At 62.5% G+C, this 24,808-nt stretch carries 16 protein-coding genes; 2 read left to right on the top strand and 14 right to left on the bottom strand.

Annotated features, from left to right (window positions below; genetic code table 11):
- Positions 1-84: 84 nt before the first annotated feature.
- The 3 genes from BLW22_RS29540 to BLW22_RS29530 all read right to left on the bottom strand — a co-directional run bounded on the left by BLW22_RS29540 (position 85) and on the right by BLW22_RS29530 (position 3,183).
- On the bottom strand, positions 85-1,395 hold the full coding sequence (locus BLW22_RS29540) for an autotransporter outer membrane beta-barrel domain-containing protein (protein ID WP_065926764.1): 1,311 nt from the start codon (positions 1,393-1,395) through the stop codon (positions 85-87).
- Between the two features lie 166 nt (positions 1,396-1,561).
- The gene (locus BLW22_RS29535; protein ID WP_074848264.1) at positions 1,562-2,332 is read right to left on the bottom strand and encodes an amino acid ABC transporter permease; all 771 of its coding nucleotides are present in this window, start codon (positions 2,330-2,332) and stop codon (positions 1,562-1,564) included.
- Between the two features lie 29 nt (positions 2,333-2,361).
- Complete coding sequence (locus BLW22_RS29530; protein WP_074848011.1) at positions 2,362-3,183, bottom strand: ABC transporter substrate-binding protein; 822 nt, start codon at positions 3,181-3,183, stop codon at positions 2,362-2,364.
- Between the two features lie 112 nt (positions 3,184-3,295).
- On the opposite strand from BLW22_RS29530, the gene BLW22_RS29525 reads away from it, so the two are divergent.
- Positions 3,296-4,195 (top strand): homocysteine S-methyltransferase family protein, encoded by a 900-nt coding sequence (locus BLW22_RS29525; RefSeq protein ID WP_027608227.1) that lies wholly within the window; start codon positions 3,296-3,298, stop codon positions 4,193-4,195.
- 3 nt (positions 4,196-4,198) lie between these two features.
- Here the strand turns inward: BLW22_RS29525 and BLW22_RS29520 are convergent, their stop codons facing one another.
- From BLW22_RS29520 to BLW22_RS29510, 3 genes are read right to left on the bottom strand one after another with little or no spacing between them, the layout of a single operon-like run.
- Entirely contained in the window at positions 4,199-4,879 is a 681-nt protein-coding gene (locus tag BLW22_RS29520; protein ID WP_065926761.1) for a GNAT family N-acetyltransferase, read from the bottom strand.
- A gap of 10 nt (positions 4,880-4,889) precedes the next feature.
- Entirely contained in the window at positions 4,890-5,336 is a 447-nt protein-coding gene (locus BLW22_RS29515; protein ID WP_065926760.1) for a GNAT family N-acetyltransferase, read from the bottom strand.
- On the bottom strand, positions 5,333-5,971 hold the full coding sequence (locus BLW22_RS29510; RefSeq protein ID WP_065926759.1) for an FMN-binding negative transcriptional regulator: 639 nt from the start codon (positions 5,969-5,971) through the stop codon (positions 5,333-5,335). The genes BLW22_RS29515 and BLW22_RS29510 overlap by 4 nt, the downstream gene beginning before the upstream one ends.
- Before the next feature lie 90 nt (positions 5,972-6,061).
- Between BLW22_RS29510 and pdxR the strand changes: the two genes are divergently transcribed.
- Positions 6,062-7,603: a MocR-like pyridoxine biosynthesis transcription factor PdxR gene (gene pdxR, locus BLW22_RS29505; protein ID WP_074848262.1), complete on the top strand. Its 1,542-nt coding sequence runs from the start codon at positions 6,062-6,064 to the stop codon at positions 7,601-7,603.
- Between the two features lie 3 nt (positions 7,604-7,606).
- Here the strand turns inward: pdxR and BLW22_RS29500 are convergent, their stop codons facing one another.
- The 8 genes from BLW22_RS29500 to aspA form a co-directional block, all read right to left on the bottom strand.
- Positions 7,607-12,220, bottom strand: coding sequence for a dermonecrotic toxin domain-containing protein (locus tag BLW22_RS29500; RefSeq protein WP_074848009.1), 4,614 nt, complete (start codon positions 12,218-12,220; stop codon positions 7,607-7,609).
- 115 nt (positions 12,221-12,335) lie between these two features.
- Positions 12,336-13,427 carry a polyamine ABC transporter substrate-binding protein gene (locus BLW22_RS29495; protein WP_065926758.1) on the bottom strand — a complete coding sequence of 364 codons (1,092 nt, stop codon included), beginning with the start codon at positions 13,425-13,427 and terminating at the stop codon, positions 12,336-12,338.
- A complete protein-coding gene (locus tag BLW22_RS29490; protein ID WP_065926757.1) occupies positions 13,424-14,458 on the bottom strand; it encodes a histone deacetylase family protein in 1,035 nt (344 codons plus the stop codon). Before BLW22_RS29490 ends, BLW22_RS29495 begins: the two co-directional genes overlap by 4 nt.
- A gap of 139 nt (positions 14,459-14,597) precedes the next feature.
- A complete protein-coding gene (locus tag BLW22_RS29485) occupies positions 14,598-15,590 on the bottom strand; it encodes an AraC family transcriptional regulator (RefSeq protein ID WP_065946485.1) in 993 nt (330 codons plus the stop codon).
- A 48-nt stretch (positions 15,591-15,638) separates the two neighbouring features.
- Positions 15,639-20,201 (bottom strand): coiled-coil domain-containing protein, encoded by a 4,563-nt coding sequence (locus BLW22_RS29480; protein ID WP_074848007.1) that lies wholly within the window; start codon positions 20,199-20,201, stop codon positions 15,639-15,641.
- A 116-nt stretch (positions 20,202-20,317) separates the two neighbouring features.
- Positions 20,318-21,295, bottom strand: a complete 978-nt coding sequence (locus tag BLW22_RS29475) for an asparaginase (RefSeq protein WP_065946487.1) — start codon at positions 21,293-21,295, stop codon at positions 20,318-20,320.
- 77 nt (positions 21,296-21,372) lie between these two features.
- Positions 21,373-22,818 carry an alanine/glycine:cation symporter family protein gene (locus BLW22_RS29470; RefSeq protein WP_065926754.1) on the bottom strand — a complete coding sequence of 482 codons (1,446 nt, stop codon included), beginning with the start codon at positions 22,816-22,818 and terminating at the stop codon, positions 21,373-21,375.
- Between the two features lie 391 nt (positions 22,819-23,209).
- Entirely contained in the window at positions 23,210-24,634 is a 1,425-nt protein-coding gene (aspA, locus tag BLW22_RS29465) for an aspartate ammonia-lyase (protein ID WP_025854459.1), read from the bottom strand.
- Positions 24,635-24,808: the final 174 nt, after the last annotated feature.

The raw sequence follows: 24,808 nt of genomic DNA, 5'->3' as shown, positions 1-24,808 counted from the left end.
AGACCGGAGTGTAGCGAGCAAAAAGTGGTGCTTAATGTCAGCCTTCAAGACCTGTGTGAGTGTGAAGGTTCTTCAGTTTCTGTCTTAAAACGCGCTTTGCCATTGGCCCATTAGTCCATGGTTGCGGCTGTTGTCGCCCACTTCGGCGGTGTACGCGATGCTCAGGGTCTGGTGCTCCGAAAGACGCATGTCCAGCCCCGTGCGCAAGGCCAGATTATCTCGGTCCAGCGAGGTACCGCCGATGCTGAACGCGCTGTTGAAGTCCTCGCGGGTTTCCCTGGCAAAGGATTGACGTACGCGGCTGTTGGTGTCGCCATACAAGTGTTTCCAATGGGCGCTCAGGTGCGGCTTGAGGGTGATCCGGTCGGCCACTGCGATGTCGCGGCTCAAGCGCAGGCCGAAGGTGCTGCTGAGGTTTTGCTGGGTTTGGGTGCCCACGTTCAACGCGCTATGGCCACCTTTCTCGGAGAAGCGGTCACGGTGATACCGTTGGAAGCCGATTCCGGCAAACGGTTCGGCATGCAAGCCGTCGGTGACGAACCGATGGCCCAGTTCGGCGAATGCGTTCTGGCTCTGGGCCTTGTACTTGCCCGTGAGGCGTTCGCGGTAATCGATGAAGTCGAAGTCCACACTGCGCGTGTTCTGCCCGGAATGGCTGCTGTACAGCGCGCCCAGGCGTAAAGCCCATGGACCGTCCTGGCGCACCGCATAGGCGCCCAGGTGCCAGCTGTCCACTTCACCGTTGAAATGCCGGGCGCTCAGGTCGCTGCCAGACTTGCCGCCCACCACGCCGACCCGCCAGGCGTCATCGATTGCTCCATCTGCACCCAGCAACAGGCCCTGGCTGCTTTGTTTCAAGCCGGCGCTGCCGTGTTGGGCATCGAGGGCACCGCTGCTGGCCAGGCCTTGGAGCCAGACACGGCCGTCCTCACCGGTGTGGTTATCCAATTGGCGTATGGCTGTCAGCAGGCTGGCGTGCAAGCGTTTCATGCTGTTTTGAGTGGCCGTGCCCAGGTTGGCGTTCTGGCTGCCGGCCAATTGCTCCAGCAGCGTACCCAAGCGACCTGGCTCCAGGCTGCTCAAGTACAGCCCGTAGTTTTCAAGCTGGTACTTTTCCCAGTCACTCAACTCCTCCGATGCCAGCGCGGCATCCACTGCGGAGTCCAGCACGCGGGCAACGCTCAGGCCGTTACGACTGTTGGCTCGGTCGATGAAATAGAAATCTTCGGGGGTGGGAGTGGCCGGGTCGAAATGAGTTTTCTGGTGATGTTTCGCAATCTGTTCGAACCACTCGCTGTCGGGTTCCATGTCGTCACGGGCCTGTGCGTACTGAGCACAGGTGGCCCCCAGCGCGAGCGTGATGGCGAGTACGAGTTGTTTCTGAATGAGTGGCATGTAAACCCACCTCCTGATGTATGAGGCGGGGAATTTAGCGGGGCACCCGGGGGATAACTGTCAGGCCAAGCACCGCGTGTTTGCGGGAGATGTCTCTAGTCCGATGCGATAAAAGTTCAGCTCGATTGGTGCAGTAAGCCTGAGGGCGATAGTGACTTCAATGACCTCACTCTCGCCTCGCATATCCCTTGCCATAGTGCCGCTCCATGCGTGCCTGGATCAGTTCCAGGCCGAGGGACATCACCCAGTAAATGATCGCAGCGGTGGTGAGCATCTCGATATAACGGTAGCTGGAGCGCCCGTAGGATTGCGCCAGGAACATCACTTCCCACACGCCCATCACCGAGATCAGCGACGAGTCCTTGAGCATGGAGATGAACTGGTTGGTCGCCGGCGGGACGATGGTGCGCATGGCCTGGGGCAGGGTGACGTGCCAGAAGATCGCACTGTCGCGCATGCCCAGGGCCAATGCGGCTTCCCGTTGCCCCTGAGGGACGCCCAGGATGCCGGCGCGGAAGATCTCGCTCAGGTACGCGCCGTAGTTCAGCGACAGCGCGATGATCCCCGCGACGATGGCGCCCGGAACCAGGCCCAGCTGCGGCAGGCCCAGATAGATCAGCAGGATCTGGATCAGCAACGGCGTGCCACGGAAAAACGACGCGTAGAAGCTGGCGATACCAAAGGCCACGGCACTTTTGGACAAGCGCCCGAGCGCGGTGACGAAGCCTAGCACCGACGAGGCGGCAATCGAACACAGGCACAGGAACAGCGTCAGCGCTGCGCCTTGCAGGAAGCCATTGGGTGCCAGGTGCAGGCCGACCAGGTTGGGCAGCTTGTCGAGAATGATCGAGAACTTCAGGTCAAAGCTCAGGAAGAAACTGGCAAACAGGGCGAACAGCGCCGCCCAGGTCAGGTAAAGCCGCGTGCGAAAGCCCAGCAGGGCGCGCGCAGGTTTTGGGGGAACACTCATTGGCTGATATCGGCACCGATCCATTTTTGCGACAGTTTGCTCAGGGTGCCGTCCTGTTTCAACTGGGCAAACACCTCACGCACCTTGGCGTCCCACTGGGCGTCGCCTTTTTCGATGGCCACCGAGTTGGGTTCGGCATACAGCGCTGCGCCGGCGAGTTTGAAGCGTTTGTCCTGGTCCAGGCGCGGTTGGGCCGTGACCAGGTTGGTCAGGATCGCATCCAGGCGCACTCCTGCGCCCAGGCCGAGGTCCTGGAAGGCGACGTTATCGGTGTCGTACGGGGCGATCTGCACGTTCTCGAACGGGTACTGCAACTGGGTGTCCTCGGCGCCTTCGATCACCAGGTTCTTGTTCAGGTAGCTCTCGTAGCTGGAGGCGCTGGTGAGGCCGACTTTCTTGCCGCTCAGGTCCTTGGCGCCGTGGATGCTGTCATCCTTGGCATTGACCACGATCACGGCAGGGGAGGCGTAATACTCCACCGGGAAGTCGAAGACTTCGGCGCGGGCCTTGCTCGGGGTCATCGAGCAGATGCAGATGTCATAGCGCCCGCTCCAGCGGCCGGCGGCGATCACGTCCCACGACGGCGTTTCCAGGCGTAGTTTCACACCGAGCTTTTGCGCGACAGCCTTGGCCACATCGACATCGAAGCCGTCGAGCTGGTTTTGCTCGTTGAGGAACGAGAACGGCGGGTAGCTTTCCATCAGCACGCCCACCAGTTCTTTTTTCTTCTCAACCCGGTCCAGGGTCGCGCCGCCAAAGGCTTGGGTGGAGGCAGCAAGCATCGTCAGGCCCAAGGCCAATAGCAGTTTAAGTTTCAAGGAGGCACCTGAATAAAAAAGAGGTTGTTATGAACCGAACGGAACGTATTAAATAGTTATAAGAACGACTCTCATAGTGAGTTATTTTCATAAGCTTATGAGTAAAAAGCATATGGGCGCAGTAAGCACAGTAATTCTGGACGGCGGCATGGGCCGTGAACTGCAACGCCGCGGTGCGCCCTTCAGGCAGCCGGAGTGGTCGGCGCTGGCATTGAGCGAAGCACCGCAGGCGGTGGAGGCGGTGCATGCGGCCTATATCGACAGTGGCGCCAACGTGATTACCAGCAACAGCTATGCGGTGGTGCCGTTCCATATCGGCGAGGCGCGCTTTGCTGCCGAAGGCCAGGCCCTGGCGGCGCTGGCGGGTGAATTGGCCAGACGGGCGGTGCAGGCTTCGGGCAAGGCCGTGCGCGTGGCCGGCTCGTTGCCGCCGTTGTTTGGTTCGTATCGGCCTGATCTGTTCGAGCCGCAGCGCGTGTCTGAGCTGTTGACGCCACTGGTACAGGGCCTGGCACCCCATGTCGATCTGTGGCTGGCGGAGACCCAGAGCTCAATCGTCGAAGCGCGGGCGATTCATGCGGGCCTGCCGAAGGATGGCAAGCCGTTCTGGCTGTCGTTTACCTTGAAAGACGAAGACACCGACGAAGTACCGCGCCTGCGTTCCGGCGAACCGGTGGCGGACGCGGCCGAAGCGGCGGCGCAGTTGGGTGTGCAAGTGTTACTGTTCAATTGCAGCCAGCCGGAAGTAATCGGCGCGGCGATCGATGCCGCACGCCAAACCTTCGAACGGTTGGGCGTGGCGATTCAGATCGGTGCCTACGCCAACGCCTTCCCGCCACAGCCCAAGGAAGCCACGGCCAACGACGGCCTGGACCCCTTGCGCGAGGATCTCGACCCACCGGGCTACCTGCAGTGGGCGGCGGACTGGAAAAAGCGCGGTGCCAGCCACTTGGGCGGGTGCTGCGGGATCGGGCCGGAGCACATTGCGGTGCTGGCCCAGAAGCTGGGGTAAGCCTTAAAGCGCCTGGCGGCGACACTCCGCCAGGCCCTTCAACTGCCCGGAACCTGCCTGGTTCGCCTCCGACAACCACGCCTCAAACCCCGCACCCACCGTCGGCCATTCCGAATCCAGGATCGAATACCACGCCGTATCGCGGTTCTGCCCCTTCACCACCATATGCTGGCGGAACACCCCTTCAAAACTGAACCCCAACCGCTCAGCCGCATACTTGGAGCGGGCATTGCCGTTGTTGCACTTCCACTCCAGGCGGCGGTAGCCCTGTTCGAACGCGTATTTGGCCAAGAGATACACCGCCTCGGTGCTTTTGGGTGAGCGCTGCATCGGCGCGCCGAAGGTGACATGGCCGATTTCGATACGGCCCTGGGCCGGGACGATGGACATCAGGCTGAGGATGCCCTGCACCTGGCCGGACGCACGGTCGACCACGCTGAAGAAATACGGGTCGCTGTTCGCCGCATGGTTGTTCAACCACGCATCAAACGCGGCGCGCTCGGCAAACGGGCCGTAAGGCAGGTAATCCCACAACTTGGGGTCGGCACCGGGGCCTTCGAGGGCTTGCCACAATTGAGCGGCGTGGCGGGCCGGGTCGAGTTTTTCCAGGCGGATAAAGCGCCCTTCAAGCAGTTGCGCGGTGGGCGCCGGGGCGCCCTTCCAGTCGGCGAGAGAAGTGGACATGCTGCGCTCCTTAAAGACCTTTGCGAAATTGAATGAAGCCAGGGCGTTCGGCGATGCGCTCGTAGAGCTGGATCGCGGTGGTATTGGTCTCGTGGGTCAGCCAGTGCACCTTGCAACAGCCGTCGGCCTTGGCAGTGGCGTAGACGAACTCGATCAGTTTACGGCCGACACCGGTGCCGCGCTGGACCGGGTCCACCAGCAGGTCCTGCAGGTAGCAGGAGTTCTCGATGCTCCAGTTGGAACGATGGTAGATGAAGTTGACCATGCCCACCGCCTTGCCATCCTGCCAGGCCAGCGCGGAGTGGGTCGGCTCATGGGCATCGATCAGACGCTGCCAGGTGCTTTGGCTGACGGCGTCCGGCAGTTCGGTGTTGTAGAACGTCAAGTACGCTTGCCACAGCGGAAGCCAGGCGGCGTGGTCGGTTGCGGTGACCGGGCGGATCTCGATCTGGCTCATTCTGAAACTCCTTGGGGAATAAAGCGCGCGAGGGTCTGGTCGCGTATATCGGCGCTGGCGGCCAGGCCGTCGCGCACGCCGGCGATGTCCGCCGCGCTGCGGTTCTGGCTGAGTTTGCGTTTGCCGATCAGGCGTTCGATCGGCAGGCTGAAGCCGACGATGGCCTTGAGCATGCCGTCAATGTAATCAGCCGGGGCGTCGCTGACTTTCCAGGGCTGGGCGCGATTGCCCTCGTGGCGGTCAGTGAGTGCGCTGACCACGCCTAGCAGGCGCTCGGCATCGGTAAACACCTCGGCCTTGCCATAGGCATGCACCGCGATGTAATTCCAGGTGGGCACCACTTTGCCGTGCTCAGCCTTGGCCGGGTAAAACCCCGGGCTGACATAGGCCTCGGCGCCGGCAAAGATCACCAAAGCCTCGCTGCCGTCTTGCAGGTCTTGCCACTGCCGATTGGCCTTGGCCAGGTGCCCGTACAGCGTGCCGTTGGGGCCTTCGTCGGGATTGAGCAGCAGCGGCAAGTGGCTGGCCTGCAGGCCTTGCTTGCCAAAGGTGACCAACTGCGCCAGGCGTGTGTGCTGGATCAGTTGCTGTATTTCGGGCAAGTCGTCGAGGGCAAAAGCGCGTGGTGTGTACATGAATATTTTCCTTGGCGAATGCCTGCATCCTAGGCAGGCTAATGGTTCGTTGTAAGAGCCATCTTCGGCCAATTTCATAGGTCCAATATGATGTCGCCCATTTCGCCGCCGCTGTCCTTCAACCCTGCCGGTATCGAGCTGGATCGTCGCCAAGGCCTGACGCGCCAGCTTTATGAAGCCCTGCGTCAGCGCGTGCTGGATGGGCGCCTGGCCAGCGGTACGCGCCTGCCCGCCAGCCGTGACCTGGCCGCTGCGCTGTTGATTTCCCGCAACAGCGTCGTGCGCGCCTACGATCAGTTGTACGCCGAGGGGTTTGTCGAAGGCCGTGTGGGTGATGGCACCTATGTCGCCCAATTGCCCACGGCAAAAAAACTATCCACAAAAGTATCCACAGGCTTATCAACAAGGTTATCCCCAGTCTTATCCACAAAGTGGATGGATTTGCCGCAAGATCTCGACGGCGAAGTTATCCACAGGCCGGCCTTGGGGCGCGTGCAAAGTAACCATTTGCCACAGCCGCCGTCGGGGCCGCCCAAGGCATTTCGCGTGGGCGTGCCAGCCTTCGATCTGTTCCCTTTCGAGGTCTGGGCCAAGCTCAACGGGGCGTTCTGGCGCAAGCCGGACCTGGCGCAGCTGTGCTATGGCGACCCGGCGGGTGACAGCCGCCTGCGCGGCCTGATCGCCGCTTACCTGCGCAGCTCACGGGGCATGCAATGTACGGCTGAGCAAATAGTGATCACCAGCGGTGCACAACAGGCAATCAGCCTTTGTGCACAGCTGCTGGTAGAGCCAGGCGATGGGGTAGCGGTGGAAAACCCGGGCTATCGGGCCGCCGGGCACGCGTTCGCACTGGCCGGTGCCAACCTGCAGGGCGTGCCGGTGGACAGCGACGGCATCGATTGCCAGGTCCTGAATACCTTGGGTGATTGCCGCCTGGCCTATGTCACGCCCTCCCACCAATATCCGCTGGGCGTGGTGATGAGCCTGGCGCGGCGCCTGGAGTTGCTGGCCTGGGCCGAGCGCACCGGCGGTTGGATCGTGGAGGACGACTATGACGGCGAATACCGCTACAGCGGCGCACCCCTGGCGCCGCTGGCCGCGCTGGACCGCAGCGGCCGCGTGCTGTACGTCGGTACCTTCGGCAAAGTCGCATTCCCGGCCTTGCGCCTGGGCTATCTGGTATTGCCGCCAGGCCTGGTTGATGCTTTCTCACGGCGCCGTGCGGTGGATATGCGCCACTCGGAAGTCAGTACCCAGGCGGTGATGGCCGAGTTTATGGCGGCCGGGCACTTCCAGCGGCATATCCGCCGGATGCGGCGCGCGGCATTGAGCCGGCGCAATGCCTTGCTCGCCGGGTGGCCGCGTGGTCTGCCGGGGGTGGGCGAGTTGCCCGTTATCGCTGCAGGGCTGCACATGACCGTGCGCGTGGACAGCCTGGCCCGCGAGCAACAGCTGCTTGAGCAGGCCCGTGCCGTGGGCGTCGAAGTCAATGGTTTAAGCAGTTACTGGCTGGCGCACTCCACCACTCCGGCAGACCAGCGCGCCGGCCTGGTGCTGGGGTTTGCCGCCGTACCCGAGACGGCTGTTGCCGAGGCCCTGGCAACGTTGCGCAGGGCCTGGCATCACGATTGACGGTCAGGCCTGGAAAAACAACGAGCGGGCCAGGATCGGGCTGATTTCACTGCGATAAATCGCGATCTGGTCACGGTCGCTCAAGCCCGTGCGGTGTACAGCACCCCCCAGCTTCTGCTGGTCGCGGGTCTTGAGGTGGCCGGCGGTGTAGTGCTCCAGCGCCGTCTGGGGAGACTCATAGTGAAAGTGCGCATACCAGAGCACCGCATGGGTCTGGTGATCACGCACCTCGTATTCGTCCAGGTAGTTTTTGCCGGGGCCCTTGAGCCGCCGCCGCGTGACCACTTTGGCGATTTTCACCAGGCCTTGGCTGTGCAGCCACTCCACCCGTGCCGCCGTGGGTGGTTGTTGTTTGGTCATGCTGATGCGGGTGCTTGTGCCCAGTTCGTATAGCCGTTGTGCGGCGTCATTGAGCCGGCGGTTCAGGGCTGCGGCGGGCGGACGGTCGCTTTCCGTGAGGTTGAGCCGGGTGAGCGCCTCTTCGATCGTGGCCATTGCGTGTTCAAGGCGTGCGGCGTACTGGTGGAACATCTCTTCGATTTCCACCGGAATACGCCCGGCTTTCTTCGCGTGGTCCAGGGTGCGCACGGTGGCGGCGGGCTCTTCATCCAGCAGGCTCTGGGCGGCGTCGATGCTGCTACCCAGGTCGATCACCTGGGGCTCACGCGGGCTTGAGGGTGTGCTCTGGCGTTCGACCCAGACCCCAGGGGTTTTTTCGTGAAAGGTCGCGATGAGTTTGCCCGTCACTGGGGCCTTGACGTCCACCAGGCCGCTTTCGGCTTCACGGGGCTCGCCCACCACCACCCCGTTAAAGCGTGTCTTGATGACTTTGCGCTTGGGTGTCGGGGGGGCTTTTGATGGGCCAGGCTTGGGCTCCAGGGCTTTTCGTTGCCTGATCAAGAGCGCCAGTTCATGCACCGCCTGTTGGTTGAATTCATCGATGCGTTGGCGCAGGTGTTCCAGGGGTTCTCGCTGCACCTGTTCCGGGTGTTCGGCGTGCAGGTCCAGCAGGCGTTGGTCGACAATCGCGAACTGGTCGACCAGGCTGTTGAGCACGTCAATACGCTCGTGCAGGTCGCTGATGCTGGTTTCCACCAGGGTCTCGATCCACGTTTGCACCGTGAGATCGGCGGTATCCACGATGTCATTGAGTTGTACCCGGGCGTCGGTGAAGGCCTCCCCGCTGCCTTCGCCAATACACAGGTAGCGGCTGAGGGTGAGTTGCATGGCCTTGAGGTCGTGCAGCTTGAAGTCGGGCAGGGCCTGCACGCTGGTGTGGATGACCTTGGCACCCTCTATGCCCAGGCTTTCCAATTGGCGATAGCGCGATTGCGCATACTCCATGCGGTTGATCATATCCAGGTTCAGCTTCGCCATCGTCTGTGCGATCTCGTTACGCTGCTTGATGTCCAGGGCGGTGACGGCTTCCATGTCTTCCACCGACACCAGCAACTTGTCGCGAAAGACCGGCAAGCGTTCCGAGATGGCCGAGCGGGTCAGCAGCAGTTGTTTGTTCAGGTAGTCGATCATCGAACTCTGGTAGTTGGGTACCGAATCGATGACATTCAGCGAACGTAACTGGCGAATGGGCACGTCATAGTCGGCCAGGCGGCTGTCGACCTTGTCGAGGAACGCCTGGCGCTGGCGATCGGAGGAGGGCCCGGGCACCGGGTCTATCGCGGCGTGGGCCTGGGCGACTTCAGCTTGCCCGCGCCGTTCGTCAGCATCGAATTGGTTGAGTTTCTGCCGGAGGTCGGTGATCCGCGAAGGTGCCTTGCCGCGAGCCGATTGCCGGCGATTCCTGAAACCGGCACCGCGCAGGCGCAGGCGAGTGTCGACAAACCATTGCCCGGCCAGGTTGCTCACCAGCAGCGGGCCGACGTGAGTGGGGCGGCCCGGATCGACGATCATGACATTGTCGTTTTCATCCACCGCCACCTCGAACCAGCGTGCGCCCACCGGCGCGTACCATTTATCGGCAAGCGCACAGAGATGCAGGTGCGGCCCTGTTTCCTTGACGGCTTCCCCCAGCCCGTCGGGCCTGGCCACTTTGAAGCGATCCAACGTGGCCCCCAGGCTTGTCGGAGAGCGTTGGAGTGCGCCGCTGTTGTACAGCGGGCCTTGATGGCGAGCGGGCGGTTCGGCGTCGGGCAAGTCGGGGCGGCGCATCACGGGGATCCGGCGCTCCGGCGGCAGTCTGGTTTCAGGCGCTTGGGTCGGGGTGGCTTCATGTTTCGGCAACGTGGCCTTGGGCGTCTTTCGCAGCGGCGGATGGCGCAGGGCGACGTGCAGCACCAGGGCCATGCCCAGGTTGAGCAGCAGATCCACCTGGGCTGTCCAGGACACCTGCCCGTCAGGCTCCGGCTCCGCCTGGGCGGTCGCCTGCAGGTCGTCCATGATTTGCCAGATCCAGGCCGCGATGCCCACGGTGCGGCCTATGAATGGCAACGCCGCGCTGAAAATCAGCCAGCCGGCTTCTCGATAGCTTGCCCAGCGTTTCTGGGCGTTGGACACCGATTGCCGCGTCGCCAATTCAACCATCGCGTTGGCGTTGTCCCTGAACAGCGTCGCCAGGCTGTCGTTGCCCATCACTTCGTTGCTCAAGGCCAGGGGGCCGCTCATTTGCACCACCACTTGCGGCTCCACCAACCCGCGCACCACGGTCCACGGCGAAGGTAATGCGGCAGGGAAGACATACTGCTCGTAGTTGAAGCGCACATCTTCGGCCAGCCAGGCCAGTACCGAGTCGCGCAGGGTGCGGTGATGCTTGATGGCGTACAACAGGTTTTGCCGTGACGGGTACTGGATCAGCACTGGCTCCAGCAGTGGGCGGTACAACAGGCACGGGCCTTGGGTGTGGTCGCGGGGGCCGATCACAAACATATTCGCCACCCCATCCTGCGCCTGGCTGGTGCGCAGGGTTGGAATGAACGCCAGGCGCCGGATGACGATCTCTTGTCCCTCGACCTGCCGTTCATGGACGTGTGCCTGCACCGCGGCAGCGATATAGCGATAACCGCGATCATCGATGCCGTGCAGGCCCTGGATCTTCCACTGCAAGGCCAGCAGTGGCAGTTGCACCCGCAAGTGCGAGGTGTAGAGGGTTTGCCGGCGCCTTGATTGAACGGGGTCGTCGAGCAAGGTGTGTTTGATCAGCGTCGGGTAGCGTTCACCGATGTCGAGGGTTTCGATCACGTCCTTGAGGTAGTTGTACGTCAGCCATTGCGGCCCCTCGCCGCCGTTGTAGTGCACGCTGGGCGTACCGGTGGGCAGCCCGGTGAGGTTTTCCAGGGCCAGGTCGATCAGGCTGCGCCGGGTGATGTCAGTGGTTCCGGGCAGCACGAAGGTGCCCCAGACCACCGGGCTCTCGATGCTGATCTCTATCTTGTCCAGGTTCAGGCTCGCGCCATTTGCATGGGCCTTGATCCGGTTTTGCAGTTGCTGCCTGGCGTAGTCGCGGATCGGCGGGATACCGTCCTGGAAAGACTGCCCGTGGTTGTGGGTATGCAGTTCGGCCAGCTCGATCACATAACGGCTGTAGGTCGATACGTCCAGATCCGAGGCATTGGCAAGCCAGTCGGGAAGTTGCTCGTGGATCTGGCGGATGCTCGACAATGAGTGATCGCTCAAGTCTTCAATCACCGGCAGGATGCGCGCGACGGCCTGGCCGGTGACGGCAGCCGTGGCGGGGGCTTCAAGGTCGGCGGAGCCAATTGATCCGATGGCCTGCAATTGCAGGGCGATCAGGTTGCACGCCAGGCTGTCGAAAAAATCCCCGGCGGGTTCGTACAATCGCCATTGCACGGTTACCTCCCCCTCCGCTTGAGTCAGTGCCGCGGGCAAGGCTTCGCCGAGCTTTTGCAGTGACTCGAATTTCTCGTAGCCGTTGATCAGCGAATACGTCAGGACCCGCTGGCGTTGCTCATGTACCCCGATCAGCACCGCGATATCCGACAGGCCGACGTGAGTGGAGCGGTTGTTTTTAAGTCCATCTATATCGATCAGGTAAGCGTGCGTCTGGAATGTGTCGAAGTTCCGACGCTTGGCCCGGTCCGGAAAGTGGAACAACGTCCTGGCCATGGCGCAATCGTGTTCATCCCAGCCGTCCTGCGCGGTGACGTTCCACACGTTGCGCAGGGAATGGGAAAGTGTTTGCCAGCGTGGGCCCGCCAGGCCGTTGGAAGCGTTCCAGTAGTCAAGTTGCTGCTCCTGGAAGGCGGTAAAGATCAGCGCCGCCAGCTCATTGATCAGCCGCGCAATGGCATCGATCTGCACCGGCAGGTGCACGGCGGGCTTGGCCTCGGGCTCCAGGGTGAGGAAGTGTTCGCCGTCGATATAGATCACCGGCTCGGGCGCCAGGGCCTGGTTGGCCAGCACCGAGGTCAGCGATTGCGCGGTGGCGGGTGCGGATTGGATGACATCGCCAACGATGCGCCAGTGCGGCGTGATGACCATGGCCAGGTCAGGGTCGATAGCGAGTGTCGGGTATTGCTCCATGAGGGACGAACGCAACAGGTTGGCGGCAACGTCGCGGATCGACGGGCCGACGCTCAGTTGCGTCAGCAGCTCATAGCTGCTGGGCGGGCGATTGTTGCTAGGGGGTGAATCGTTGGGCATCTGCAGCTCCTTGGCCTAGGTCGGCATGAAGAGCTGCAAGGTAATTGGCGCTGCGGCCGGGCGGTCGGTAGATAAGTCATCATGGCCGGGAAGCGCACTTCCCGGCCACATTTGCTCAGGTCCCGGACTTGATCCTGGACCAGGCGCGGGTCCTGGCGCGTTCGGCGTCACGTCCCAGAGGTTTCAAGGTATAGAGCGTGGCCATCGCGGCTTCGGTGGGGTACAGGTTGGGATTGTTGCGGATCGCCGGGTCCACCTGCCCGGTAGCGTCTTTGTTGGGATTGGGGTAGCCGACAAAATCACTGATCGGCGCAATGACGTGCGGTTGCAGCAGGTAGTTGATGAAGGTGTAGGCGTCCTGGGGGTTCTTCGCGCCCTTGGGAATGGCGAGCATGTCGAACCAGATCGGCGCGCCTTCCTTGGGCAGGCGCATGTCTACGATCACGCCGTTCCTGGCCTCCTTGGCGCGGTTGGCGGCCTGGGAGAAGCTGCCGGAGTAGCCGACGGCGACGCAGATGTCGCCGTTGGCGATATCGGCCATGTACTTGGAGGAGTGGAAGTAGGTGATGTACGGGCGGATCTTCAGCAGCAAGGCTTCGGCTTTTTCATAGTCCTTGGGGTTGTTGCTGTTGGGGTCCAGGCCCAGGTGCTGCAAGGCCAGGGGCAGGATCTCCGAGGGTGAATCCAGCAGTGCCACGCCGCATTGCTTGAGCTTGCTGATGTTCTCCTCCTTGAAGATCAGGTCCCAGCTGTCCACCGGTGCATCTGCGCCCAGCGCGGCCTTGACCTTGTCGGGATTGAAACCAATCAGGATGGTGCCGTACATGTAGGGCACGGCGAATTTGTTGCCCGGGTCGTTGGCCTCGATCAGCTTCATCAACTTGGGATCGAGGTGGTTCCAGTTCGGCAACTGGCTGCGGTCCAGGGCCTGGAACACACCGGCCTCGATCTGTTTGGCCAGGAACACGTTGGACGGCACCACCACGTCATAGCCGGAATTACCGGTGAGTAGCTTGGCTTCCAGGGCTTCGTTGGTGTCGAAGATGTCGTAGACCAGTTTGATCGACGGGTTTTGGGCCTTGAAGTCTTCCAGGGCCTTGGGGGTGATGTAGTCGAACCAGTTGTAGACCCGCAGGTTTTTTTCTTCAGCGTGCGCGGCGGTGCTTAATACGGCGGCGCAGAGCACAAGCGACTTGAACAGATTCATTCGACTGCCCCTTCAAAACCTTCGAGAACGTTGACGGCATTGATGCCGATTTCTTCCACCGCGTAACCGCCTTCCATCACGAACAGCGTCGGCTTGCCCAGGCGGGCGATACGCTTGCCCATGGCCAGGTAGTCGGGGCTGTCGAGCTTGAACTGCGAGATGGGGTCGTCCTTGAACGTATCGACGCCCAGGGACACCACAATGACGTCGGCGCCGTAGCCCTCAATCGCCTGGCAAGCCTGTTCCAGTGCGGCGCTCCAGGTGTCCCAGCCCGAACCGGCCGGCAACGGATAGTTAAAGTTGAAACCCTCTCCGGCCCCGTCGCCCCGCTCATCGGCATAGCCGAGAAAAAACGGAAACTCGGCTTCCGGGTGCCCGTGGATCGAGGTAAAGAGCACGTCACTGCGCTCATAGAAAATCGATTGGGTGCCGTTACCGTGGTGGTAATCCACGTCGAGGATCGCAACCTTCCTGTGGCCGTGATCGAGAAATGCCTGGGCGGCGATGGCGGCGTTATTGAGGTAGCAATAACCGCCCATCAAGTCGCTGGCGGCGTGGTGTCCCGGTGGCCGGCACAGCGCGAAGGCACTGTGGGCGCCTTGCTGGATCGCCCGTTGCGCGGTCAGCGCCACCTGCGCCGCACTGTAGGCTGCCTGCCAGGTGCCGGCGGTAATCGGCGCGCCGCCGTCGAAGCTGTAGTAACCCAACTGGCCGTGCAGGCTGGTGGGCATGACGGCGCGCAGGGTGCGGGCGGGCCAGGTATAGGGCAGCAGGTCGCCGTCTTGGCCGAACTCGAGCCAACGGGCCCAGGCACCTTTGAAAAAATCCAGGTACTCGCGGCTGTGGATGCGCTGCAAGGGGGCCAGGTCAAAGTCCTGCGGGGCTTGCACCGGGCCGAGCTGGCGGTCCTTGACCCGCTGCAGCACATGGTCGGCGCGGGCGGGCATTTCGAAGCAGGGCATCAATTGCCCGTCCATCAATTCACAACGGCCGTGGTGCAGATGATGATCGTCCGAATAGATCGTCAGCATTGTTGTTCTCCGCAGGCTGCTTGGGATGCCTTGCAGTGTTGCGGCGTGGGCAGGTTTGGAGAACGGCAGGAGCGGCCAAAAGGGGATAAATATGGCCAAAGCCTGTGTCCGTTATTCGCCCCATGTGGGGGCACGCGACTCAAGCGCGGAACTGACTCGGTGCCACGCCGCTCCAGCGTACGAAGGCGTGCCTGAAACTTGCGGTTTCACTGAAGCCTAACTGTTCGGCGATGCGATAGATCGGCAGTTGGTCCTCGCCCAGCAACTGCTTGGCCCGCTCGAAGCGTAACTCGTCCAGCAGTTCCTGATAGCTGCAACCCAGGTCATGCAGATGCCGGCGCAAGGTGCGCGGCGAACAGTTCATCTGCCCGGCCAGGCCATCGATGCCGGGGGCGGCGTTCAATTGGGCGGCCAGCAATTGGCGTACCCGGCCGAGCCAGGCCTGGCGCCCGGTGAATTCGGTGTTCTGTTTGCGGCAGCGCTCGGCCATGGCGCGGTGGGTGATGGGGTCGGCCAGCGGCAACGGCTGGTCGAGCCAGCGCCGGTCGAAAGCGAAGGCATTGGCGCTGGCAGCGAAGGCAAGAGGGCAATCGAAGTGCTCGGCATAGCGTGCGCGATAGTCGGGGGCGCGGTGTTCGAAACGCGCACCGAGCAACGGCAGGGCATGGCCCAGCAGATCGTCACAGATGACCTTCAACGACACCAGGCAGAACTCGACATTGAAGGTGGCCAGCGCCGGGTTTTCCCGATACCCGTCGGCGGTGAACCAGATGCGCTGGCCGTCGTCTTCCAGGCTCAGCTCGAAAAGTGTTCCCAACAGCGCCGGATAGCGCAGGGCCAGGCGCAAAGCGTCACCGAAGGTGGCACTGGTCAGCAGCGCGTAGCCGAGCATGCCGTAGGATGACACGTGCATGCGCCGGCCCAACTCCAGGCCGATATCGCGGCGCAGGGCCACGGCATTGGCACACACGCGCATCTCCTGGTTGGTGGTGATGCGCGTGTCGGCGCGGTTCAGGTCGGCGCCGCAGATACCGCTACCGGCCAGCAGCACGTCGCGGCTCACGCCCTCGGCCCTGAAGGTGTCGAGTACCAGGGAGACGGCGTTGAGCGTAGTCAGGTGCGAGTGCAGCATGGGGGAGTCCTGCCAGGGTTTGCCCAGAGGCAGCAAGGAGTGTGCCGCCTACTTGTGGTCAAAAAATAGCCGTTTGGCCGCCTCCAGGCTGATCTCGCTGCGGTAATAGTCGATTTGCTGCTGCTCGTTCAGGCCTTTGACCGAGTCGGCCGCCGAGCCTTGTCGATATTCATGGGTGGTTTTCAACCGTGCGCTGAGGTAGGCCTTGGCAGGCGTCCAGTCGGTCGAATAATGAAAGTGCGCGTACCAGAGCACTTGATGGGTCGCGCGCTCGGTGATGATGTATTCGTCCAGGTAGTCCGGCGTGCTGCTTTTGAGCCGGCGACGCCTCACGGATTTCTTGATGACGATCTCGTCGCGCTCGCTCAGCCATTCGACGCCTTTGGTGGTTGGGGGCTGATGCTTGATCATGCGCGTCATGCTTTCGGATGCGCGTCGGTACAGGTCCTGCGCGGCGTCGTTGAGCTGCTTGCCAAGGGCGGTTGCCGATTGGGTTTGATCGGCTGTGAGGGTGCTGTCGGCCAGGGCCTGCTCGATGTGCCGGTTGGTCTCTTCCAGCCGCAACGCGTGACGGTGGTACAGGTATTCGATGCCGACGGCGGTGCGCCCGGCTTGGCGTGTTTGCTCGATGGCCCGTTGCCTGAACGCGGGCAAACCGTCCAGCAGCGTGCGGCCCTGCCCGAGGCTGGCTTGAAGCTCGGGCACCGCCTGCTCGGTGTGTGCAGGGCTCAGCCGTTGCACCCAGACGTTGGGGCTTTTCTCATGGAAGGTGGCAATGACCTGCCGGGTCAGCGGTGACTTGATATCCACCAGGTCAGTTTCAAGGCCGACCGCCGTCAGGCGGGGCTCGCCGATCATCACGCCGTTGTAACGGGTATGGATGAATTTCTTCAAGGGCTTGGGGGGCGTCGGTGGAGGGGTGGGCCGGTTGCGCAGGATGTCCCGCTCAGCGTGCAGTTGGGACAGATGAGTCAAGGCCTGCCTGGAGAAATCCTTGACCTGTTTGCGCAGGCGTTCCAGCGGGGAGAGGTGGGTCAGGCTGGAAAACTCCTGGGAGAAGTCCTCCAGGCGCTCGTCAAGGACCTTGAATTGTTCGATCAGGCTGCTCAGGGATTCGATGCGTTCGTCCAGCCGCGCCTCGCTGCGTTCGTTGAGGGTGTCGCGCAGGGCCTGGACCGACAGATCGGCGTTGTCGACAATCTCATTGAGGTTGGCCCAGGCCTGGGGTGCACGGGTCGCGCTGTCCTCCGGCAGGCACAACCTGCGCGCCAGGGTTATCTGCAGGGCCTTGAGGTCGATGCTGGTGTAGGCCGGCAGTTTTTTCCTGGCGCTCTGGATCAACTGCACGCCCTCTCTGGCCAGGGTCTTGAGTTGAGTGAAGCGTGCATGGGTGTAGTCCAGGCGCGTGATCATGTCTTCACTCATCTCGGTCATTTGTCGCGCGTCTTCGACGTACCGCGCCGGGTGCCGGGTGTCGGGGTGTTCGAGCTGGTCAAGCACGACCCTGAGCTGGGGGGTGAAGGTGGTCTGGGCCTCCCTGATCGCTGCTTCGGTAAGCTCCAGTTGCGCTCTTATATAACCCAGGGCTTTTTGCTGGTAGTCGGGGACCGGGGTGAACACACTCAGGGTCTTGAGGTGTTGCAGTGCCGCTTCGTAATCCGCGCTTTGCTGGTCGAGGGTGTCCATGTAGTGCTGGCGTTTGACTTCTGCAGCGTTACCGGAGACGTCGGTCATGGCCTGGCGGGCCTGTTGCAGCGCTCTTTGTGCGGTCTTCTTGGCGTTTTCGAAGGCCTCGAGCTTGGCCCGTACTTCGGCGGCCTTGAGGGTCGCTTCCGCTTCGGCTTTGTTGAGCATGCGCTTGGGGCCGCCGCCGCGCAGGCGCAGGCGGGTGTCGACGAACCATTGGCCGGCGGCGTTGTGAATCAGCGGCGGTCCGGTTCGATCCGGCTGCCGAGGGTCGATGATGACCACGTTGCCCTCGTCGTCCGCGCTCACTTCAAACCAGCGCTCGCCGACCTGTGCGTAGAAACGCTCGGCGACGCGGGTAAGGTGGCGGGTCGGCCCCGGGCGGGTGTCGACGCTGCTCGCCGCGCCAGGCTGGCTGACTTTGAAACGGTCCAGCACCCGCCCCAGGGTGGCGGGCGAGTGATTGAGCGCGCCGCTGGTATGCAGCAGTGGAGTGTGGCCCGCTGGGCTTTCATTGCCGGCGATGGCGCCCAGCTGTTTGATCTCGACACGCTGCCCTGCCGAGGGCTCGGTCGGCCTGGATTCCCGCTCGGGCCGAGCGCCGCGGGGACGCAGGCGCGTGCTGATATGCAGGGTAATCGCCATCGACAGGTTCAGCAGCACGTCGGTGAAAGTGGTCCATTGGACCGCGGTGTCATCCTGCTCCGTGGCCCCGACAAACTGTTGCAACTGATCGACGACCTGCCAGATCCATAGGCCTGTCGCCACGCTGGGGCTGGTAAAGGGCAGCGCGGCATTGAGGAGCGTCCAGCCGGTTTGCTTGAGGGTCGCCCAGCGGTTTTCGGTATTGGAGGTCGACTGGCGGTCGGCCAGCTTGACCAGGGCCTGGGCGTTGGCTTCAAACAGGCCGGCGAGCAGGTCACCCTTGAGTGGGTCTTTGCCCAGGCCGATGGGGCCGCTCATGGTTTCCAGTGTCGAGGCGTCCACCAGAAAATCGGCGACGGCCCAGGGGGAAGGCAATGCTCCCGGGAACACATAGTTGGCGTAAGCATCGCGCGCGCTGTCCGGCAACCAGGCCAGCACCGAACGGCGCAGGTCGGGGGACTGGGCAATGGCGTACATCAGGTTGGCCGGGGACGGATATTGCACCAGGGCCGGGGTGAACAGAGGTCGATAGAGCAGGCAGGGGCCGGCGGCGGGATCTTGCGGGCCGATGACGTACATGTTTTCGACCTCATCGGCAGTGGCGTCGCCCCGCCGTTGCGGGATGAACGCCAGAGGCCGCATGACGATGGTCTGCCCGTCTACTGTGTGATCCGAGGCATCGGCTTGCATCAGGGTGGCGACGTATCGATAGCCGCAGTCATCGATGCCATCCTGTTGCTGAATCTTGCCTTGCAGGGCCAGTAACGGCAGCTGGATGCGCAGGTGCTGGATGTAGAGGTTCTTTCGCGATGAGGCCTCGCGGGGCATTTCCAGCAGCTTGCTTTTGATCAGCGCCGGGTAGTTCTGGCCGATGTCCACCCGGGAAACGAGGCTCTCGATGTACTCGACGGTCAGCCAGTCCGGCAGATTTTGGCCGTTATGCAGCTGCAAGGTCTTGTTGCCGACCGGGATGGCGATCAGGTTGTGCAGCGCCAGTTCGGCGAGGTTGAAGGTGGTGGTCTCGGTCATGCCGGGCACCGTGAAAGTCCCCCACACCACCGGCTGCTGGACTTTCAGGGTGAGCGTATCCAAGGCCAGGGCACCGGCTTGCGGGTGGTCGTTGAGGATTTCCGCCTTGAGGTGATTGAGCGCGTACTGCTCGATGGGCGGGATATCGTCCTGATACGACTTGCCGCCGGTGCTGCTGTTCAGGGACGCGAGGTCCTTGAGATGCCGCGCATAGAAGTTCAGGTCGGACGTCGACGCCTCCTGCAGCCAGCCCGGCAGCGCCTGCTGATACCACTCGCGGTCGGGGCCGGGGCCGGTGGCCAACTCGGTGGCACCGGGTGGCGCAGCCGTGTCCGGGTGGCGCAGGTCGGAGAAGTCCAGGCTGCCAATAGCCTCGACCTGCAAGGCAATCAGGCTGCAGGCCTGGTGATCGAAAAAATTGCCGTCAGGTTCGAACAGGCGCCATTGCAACTGTGTGCGGGGCGCCGAGGTGTCCAGGCGAGCGGGCAGGCTTCGGCCCAGCTGTGCCAGGGACGTGAACTTCTCATAGCCCTTGAGCAGCGAGTGGGTGAGGATAACGTCTCGCCCGGCCTGCTTGCCGATCAGGACCGACAGCGCGAGCCGGTTGAGGTGGGTCACCTGCGCGCCGTCGACCTGATCGATGTCGAGCAGGTAGGCGTGGCTGGTGTATGGGTCGTCGAGCCGTCGCACATCGTAGGTGGGCGCGTGAAACAACTGGCGCGCCATGGCGCAGTCGCTTTCGTTCCAGCCCGGTGCCTGCCGGACATTCCACACCCCGCGCAATGAGTTGGACAGCTGATGCCAATGGGGGCCGCTGCCGTTGCTTTTGTTCCAGAACGCCAGCTGTTGCTCCTGCCAGGCCGCCAGCATGACGGGGGCCAGGGTATTGAGCAGATGGGCGATGTCACCGATGCGCACCGGCAAATGGGTTGGCGGCTCGGTGAGCGGTTGCTGGGTCAGGAAGTGTTCGCCTTCGATGTACAGGGTCGGTTCGCCGAGCACGGCCTGATCGGTCAGGCTGTCGCTCAGTGTGCGGTAGGCGGTGGTAGTGGCGCAGGCCTGTTCGTCGATGATTTCCCAGCCGGGGGTGCCGATCAGGCAGATATCGGGGTCGATTGCCAGTGTGGGGTAGCGGGCCTGCAGCGCCTGGCGCAACAACACCGCCGCCACTTCCCTGAACGACGGGCCTGTTAACAGTTGGGTGAGCAATTCCAGTGGCTGTTGTGAAGCGATTGAGATGGGCGTGGTCATGGGGCATCCCTGTCTTGCCGGTTGATGGGAACGGCCCGAGGTGTTCGCTCGGGTGTTCCATGCTAGGGGCCGGCCAGCCAGGGAAGGGGGTGACTATCTACAGTGCGGCGGTGGGGTCAGCTCAGTTCGCCGCACAGGTCCAGCTCTACCAGTCGCCGGACTTCGGCGATGGACAGCCCGGCCCCGAGCAACGCGTTGAGCTTGCCGAATACCGCTTCACGGGTCATGCCGCCACCTGACAACACGCCCACGCCGCGCAGGCGGCTGCCGGCTTCGTACACATCCAGTTCCACGCCGCCTTCATGGCATTGGGTGATTGCCACGACCACGATGCCGTTTTCTTCGGCGCGCTGGAGGCTGGCAAGAAACTCAGGGTTATCGCTGGGCCCGGTGCCGCTGCCGAAGCATTCCAGCACCAGTGCCTGGATGCCACTGCCGAGCAGTGCGTCCAATTGTGCTGCGGCGATGCCCGGTACCAGCGGCAATACGCCGACATTGGCCAGGGCCTTCGGCTGGCGGTAATCCAGCGCGGCGGGCAGCGCTTCGGCTTGGGCCACACCGCCGTTGCGCTGCAGCGCGGCGAACGGATGGCGACCAAAGCTGCGGATCTTCGCGCAGCGGGTCGGGGCCATCAGCGCGCCGTGGAAGTACAGGTGCACGCCGGGCGCCAGGCCCTCGCCCAACGCCAGCAGGGCTCCGCTGACGTTTTCCCAGGCATCGCTGTCGGGGACGCCGGCAGGCAACATCGAGCCGGTGAACACCACCGGCGCCGGCAAGCCCAACAGCTGGAAGCTCATCGCCGCCGCGCTGTAGGCCAGGGTGTCGGTGCCGTGCAGGATCAGCACGGCATCGCAACCGTCATCCACGGCCTCGACCACGGCGGTGCGCAGGCGCTGCCAGTAGGCGGGGGTCATGTTGGCGCTGTCGATCAGCGGGGACATTTCCCGGAAGCGCCAGGCGGGTACTGACACGTTGGCGAGCTGTTCGCGCATGCGCGCTTCAAAACCGGATGCGGGCGCCAGGCCATTGGCGCTGGCCTGCATGCCGATGGTGCCACCGGTGTAGAGCACCATGAGGTTATTGGCTGGGGACATCGAAGATTCTCCTGAACGAAAAACGCCGCCGGGCCCAGAGCATGCCCAAGGCCGGGCGGCGTGTCATCTGTCTACGCTCAGCGTTGCACTTGAGCGTTCAGTTCTGCCGATGCGGCAACGTCCGGTTTTGCCGGGTTGGCCGGCCAGGCCTTGCGGTCCAGGTCCAGGTCTGGGAACTGGCTGGAGTCGAACACCGGGGTCTTGATGCCTGCCGCGCGCTGGTTGTCGTAGTCGTTCAGGATGCGCATGGCAATCTTGAACAGGAACGCCAGGGCGAACAGGTTGACGAACGCCAGCAGGGTCATGGTGATGTCGGCGAAGGCGAACACGGTGCTCAGGTTCTCGATCGAACCCCAGAAAATCAGCACCAGCACCAGCGCGCGATAACCCATCAGCACCTTGCGGTTGTTGCCCACCAGGAAGCGCAGGTTGCTCTCGCCCAGGTAGTAGTTGTACATGATCGAGGTAAACACGAACAACGCCAGGGCCACCGAGATAAACATGCGGCCCCAGTCACCCACCACAGCGGCCAGGGAGTTCTGGGTCAGGGCAATGCCGTCGCCTTCGAAGCCTGGGGTGTAGAAACCGGAGAGCAGGATCAGCAACGCGGTGCAGGTGCAGATCACGAAGGTGTCGAGGAACACGCTGAACGCCTGGACCACGCCTTGGGCGATCGGGTGTTCTACCGAAGCGACGGCCGCTACGTTGGGCGCACTGCCCAGGCCGGCTTCGTTGGCGAACACGCCGCGTTTCACACCCATGATGATCGCGCTGCCTACCAGGCCACCGAAGGCTTGGTCGAGGCCGAAGGCGCTTTTGACGATGGTCGCGAGCATGGCCGGTACGTGGTCGAATTGCAGCACGATCACATACAGGGTCACGGCGATGTAGACCAGGGTCTTGACCGGTACCAGCAGGTCGGCGATCGAGGCGATGCGCTTGATCCCGCCGATGAACACCAGGCCCAGCAATACCGCCAGGGCCAGGCCGGTGTAGGTGGTGTCCAGGCCAAACGCGTTGTTCAGCGAGTGGGTCACGGCGTGGGCTTGCAGGCCGTTGAAGGCAAAGCCGAAGGTCACCAGCAGCAGGAACGCCATGACCATCCCCAGCCAGCGCTTGTGCAGGCCGTGCTGGATGTAATAGGCCGGGCCGCCACGGTAGGTGCCTTCAGCGTCGGTGCGCTTATAGAGCTGGCCGAGGGAGCACTCGATAAAGCTCGAAGACATGCCCACCAGCGCGGTGACCCACATCCAGAACACGGCACCCGGGCCGCCCAGGGTCACGGCAATGCCGACACCCGCGATGTTACCGGCACCGACGCGACCGGCCAGGCTGAGCATCAGCGCCTGGAACGAGCTGAGTTGGTCGGAGCTGTTTTTCAGGCTGTCGCGAAACACCGAAAACATGTGGAAAAAGTGACGCAATTGAACGAAACGCGAGCGGATCGTGAAATAACCGCCGAGCCCGACAATGAGCACGATCAGTACTTTCCCTGAGAGGAAGTCGTTGATGACTTCGAGCATGGAGTGTTCCTCGCTGATTTTTCTAATGGCAAACGCAGGACGGTCCTACCCCTCGCATAGCACCAGGCAGTGCGCGACGGTTCGACCCCAATCCTTTTGCGGGTGTTGTTATTCATGCGCTATCGCGTGTATCCGGGCTCGTTACCGACGGCCGCAGACGCGAAGAGGGGCGGCACTATACCTAGGCGAACGTGATCCGTCTGCTCGGGCTGATTAAAGGTTTCAGCCAAGCCATTACAGGGGAGGTGGGTTTGCGGTGCGATATTGGATTTTTTATGGGCGTCATTTCACAACCTCGGAGCAAAAAAAAGGGCCTGAAGAACGAGCCTTCAGGCCCTCAAAAGGTGAGAGGTGTCTAGTCCCTCAACCTGGTGAGCGGTGCAACAAACGCTTAGGCCTTCAACGGGACCAGGCGTGGGGCAATCATGTTTTCGGGGCGCAGGATGTCGTCGAGCATGGCGTCGTCGAGCAAGCCTTCTTCGCGCACCAGTTCCAGCACGCCGCGGCCGCTTTCGAGGGCGATACGCGCAATGCGGGTGGCGTTTTCATAGCCGATGTACGGGTTCAGCGCGGTGACCAGGCCGATGGAGTGTTCCACCAGTTCGCGGCAGCGGGCTTCGTTGGCGGTGATGCCGACGATGCAGTGCTCGCGCAGCATGTCCATGGCGCGTTGCAGCAGGCGGATCGAGTCGAAGATCTTGAAGGCGATCAGCGGCTCCATCACGTTCAGTTGCAGCTGGCCGCCTTCGGCCGCCATCGTCAGGGCCAGGTCGTTACCGATGACTTGGAACGCGACTTGGTTGACGGCTTCCGGGATCACCGGGTTGACCTTGCCGGGCATGATCGAGCTGCCTGGCTGGCGCGCCGGCAGGTTGATCTCGTTGATGCCGGTACGTGGACCGCTGGACAGCAGGCGCAGGTCGTTGCAGATCTTCGACAGTTTCACCGCGGTACGCTTGAGCATGCCGGAGAACAGTACGAAGGCGCCCATGTCGGAGGTGGCTTCGATCAGGTCGGCAGCCGGGACCACTGGCTGGCCGCTGATAACGGCCAGGCGTTGTACGGCCAGGGCCTGGTAGCGCGGGTCGGCGTTGATGCCGGTACCGATGGCGGTGCCGCCCAGGTTCACTTCGGTCAGCAGTTCTGGCGCCAGGGTTTTCAGGCGGGCCAGGTCTTCACCGAGGGTGGTGGCGAAGGCGCGGAATTCCTGGCCGAGGGTCATCGGCACGGCGTCCTGCAATTGGGTGCGGCCCATTTTCAGCACGTGGCTGAATTCGACGCCCTTGGCGGCGAATGCCTGGATCAGACTGTCGAGGCTGGCCAGCAGCGCGTCGTGGCCCAACAGCAGGCCCAGGCGGATCGCGGTCGGGTAGGCGTCGTTGGTCGACTGCGCCATGTTCACGTCGTTGTTGGGGTGCAGGTACTGGTATTCGCCCTTGTTGTGGCCCATGGCCTCCAACGCGATGTTGGCGATGACTTCGTTGGCATTCATGTTGGTTGAAGTGCCGGCGCCGCCTTGAATCATGTCCACCACGAATTCTTCGTGGAAATCGCCGCGGATCAGGCGGGCACAGGCTTCGCTGATGGCCGCGTGCTTGGCTTCGCTGAGCTGGCCCAGCTCGCGGTTGGCGTCAGCCGCCGCTTGCTTGACCATTGCCAGGCCGACCACCAATTTCGGGTAATGCGAAATCGGAACGCCCGAGAGGCGGAAGTTATTCACCGCTCGCAGGGTCTGGATGCCGTAATACGCTTGGGCAGGTACTTCGAGTACGCCAAGCAGGTCTTTTTCTGTGCGGAATGATGCAGCGGAGGACATGACGGAAATCATCTCGATATGGACCCGGAACAGGCCGGAACGCTCCGAATGCTAGGCCTGTAGGAAATTTTGGGCCAATGCTGTTAAACACTGGCCTATGCATAAACGGCATAATGTGAGTGTGACCCGGCTATCATGGCGGGCGTGTGTGCCAAAATGGTGCGTATCCGTGGG

It is taken from the genome of Pseudomonas marginalis (assembly GCF_900105325.1).
Taxonomy (GTDB): domain Bacteria; phylum Pseudomonadota; class Gammaproteobacteria; order Pseudomonadales; family Pseudomonadaceae; genus Aquipseudomonas; species Aquipseudomonas marginalis.
Note: the sequence above shows the minus strand (reverse complement) of the source record. Positions and strands in the feature narration are given on the sequence as shown.

Excerpts from the sequence above, each read along its gene's own strand:
- BLW22_RS29540 (WP_065926764.1), bottom strand. The coding sequence starts at position 1,395 with ATGCCACTCATTCAGAAACAACTCGTACTCGCCATCACGCTCGCGCTG.
- BLW22_RS29525 (WP_027608227.1), top strand. The coding sequence starts at position 3,296 with ATGGGCGCAGTAAGCACAGTAATTCTGGACGGCGGCATGGGCCGTGAA.
- BLW22_RS29520 (WP_065926761.1), bottom strand. The coding sequence starts at position 4,879 with ATGTCCACTTCTCTCGCCGACTGGAAGGGCGCCCCGGCGCCCACCGCG.
- BLW22_RS29515 (WP_065926760.1), bottom strand. The coding sequence starts at position 5,336 with ATGAGCCAGATCGAGATCCGCCCGGTCACCGCAACCGACCACGCCGCC.
- BLW22_RS29510 (WP_065926759.1), bottom strand. The coding sequence starts at position 5,971 with ATGTACACACCACGCGCTTTTGCCCTCGACGACTTGCCCGAAATACAG.
- pdxR (WP_074848262.1), top strand. The coding sequence starts at position 6,062 with ATGTCGCCCATTTCGCCGCCGCTGTCCTTCAACCCTGCCGGTATCGAG.
- BLW22_RS29500 (WP_074848009.1), bottom strand. The coding sequence starts at position 12,220 with ATGCCCAACGATTCACCCCCTAGCAACAATCGCCCGCCCAGCAGCTAT.
- BLW22_RS29495 (WP_065926758.1), bottom strand. The coding sequence starts at position 13,427 with ATGAATCTGTTCAAGTCGCTTGTGCTCTGCGCCGCCGTATTAAGCACC.
- BLW22_RS29490 (WP_065926757.1), bottom strand. The coding sequence starts at position 14,458 with ATGCTGACGATCTATTCGGACGATCATCATCTGCACCACGGCCGTTGT.
- BLW22_RS29485 (WP_065946485.1), bottom strand. The coding sequence starts at position 15,590 with ATGCTGCACTCGCACCTGACTACGCTCAACGCCGTCTCCCTGGTACTC.
- BLW22_RS29480 (WP_074848007.1), bottom strand. The coding sequence starts at position 20,201 with ATGACCACGCCCATCTCAATCGCTTCACAACAGCCACTGGAATTGCTC.
- BLW22_RS29475 (WP_065946487.1), bottom strand. The coding sequence starts at position 21,295 with ATGTCCCCAGCCAATAACCTCATGGTGCTCTACACCGGTGGCACCATC.
- BLW22_RS29470 (WP_065926754.1), bottom strand. The coding sequence starts at position 22,818 with ATGCTCGAAGTCATCAACGACTTCCTCTCAGGGAAAGTACTGATCGTG.
- aspA (WP_025854459.1), bottom strand. The coding sequence starts at position 24,634 with ATGTCCTCCGCTGCATCATTCCGCACAGAAAAAGACCTGCTTGGCGTA.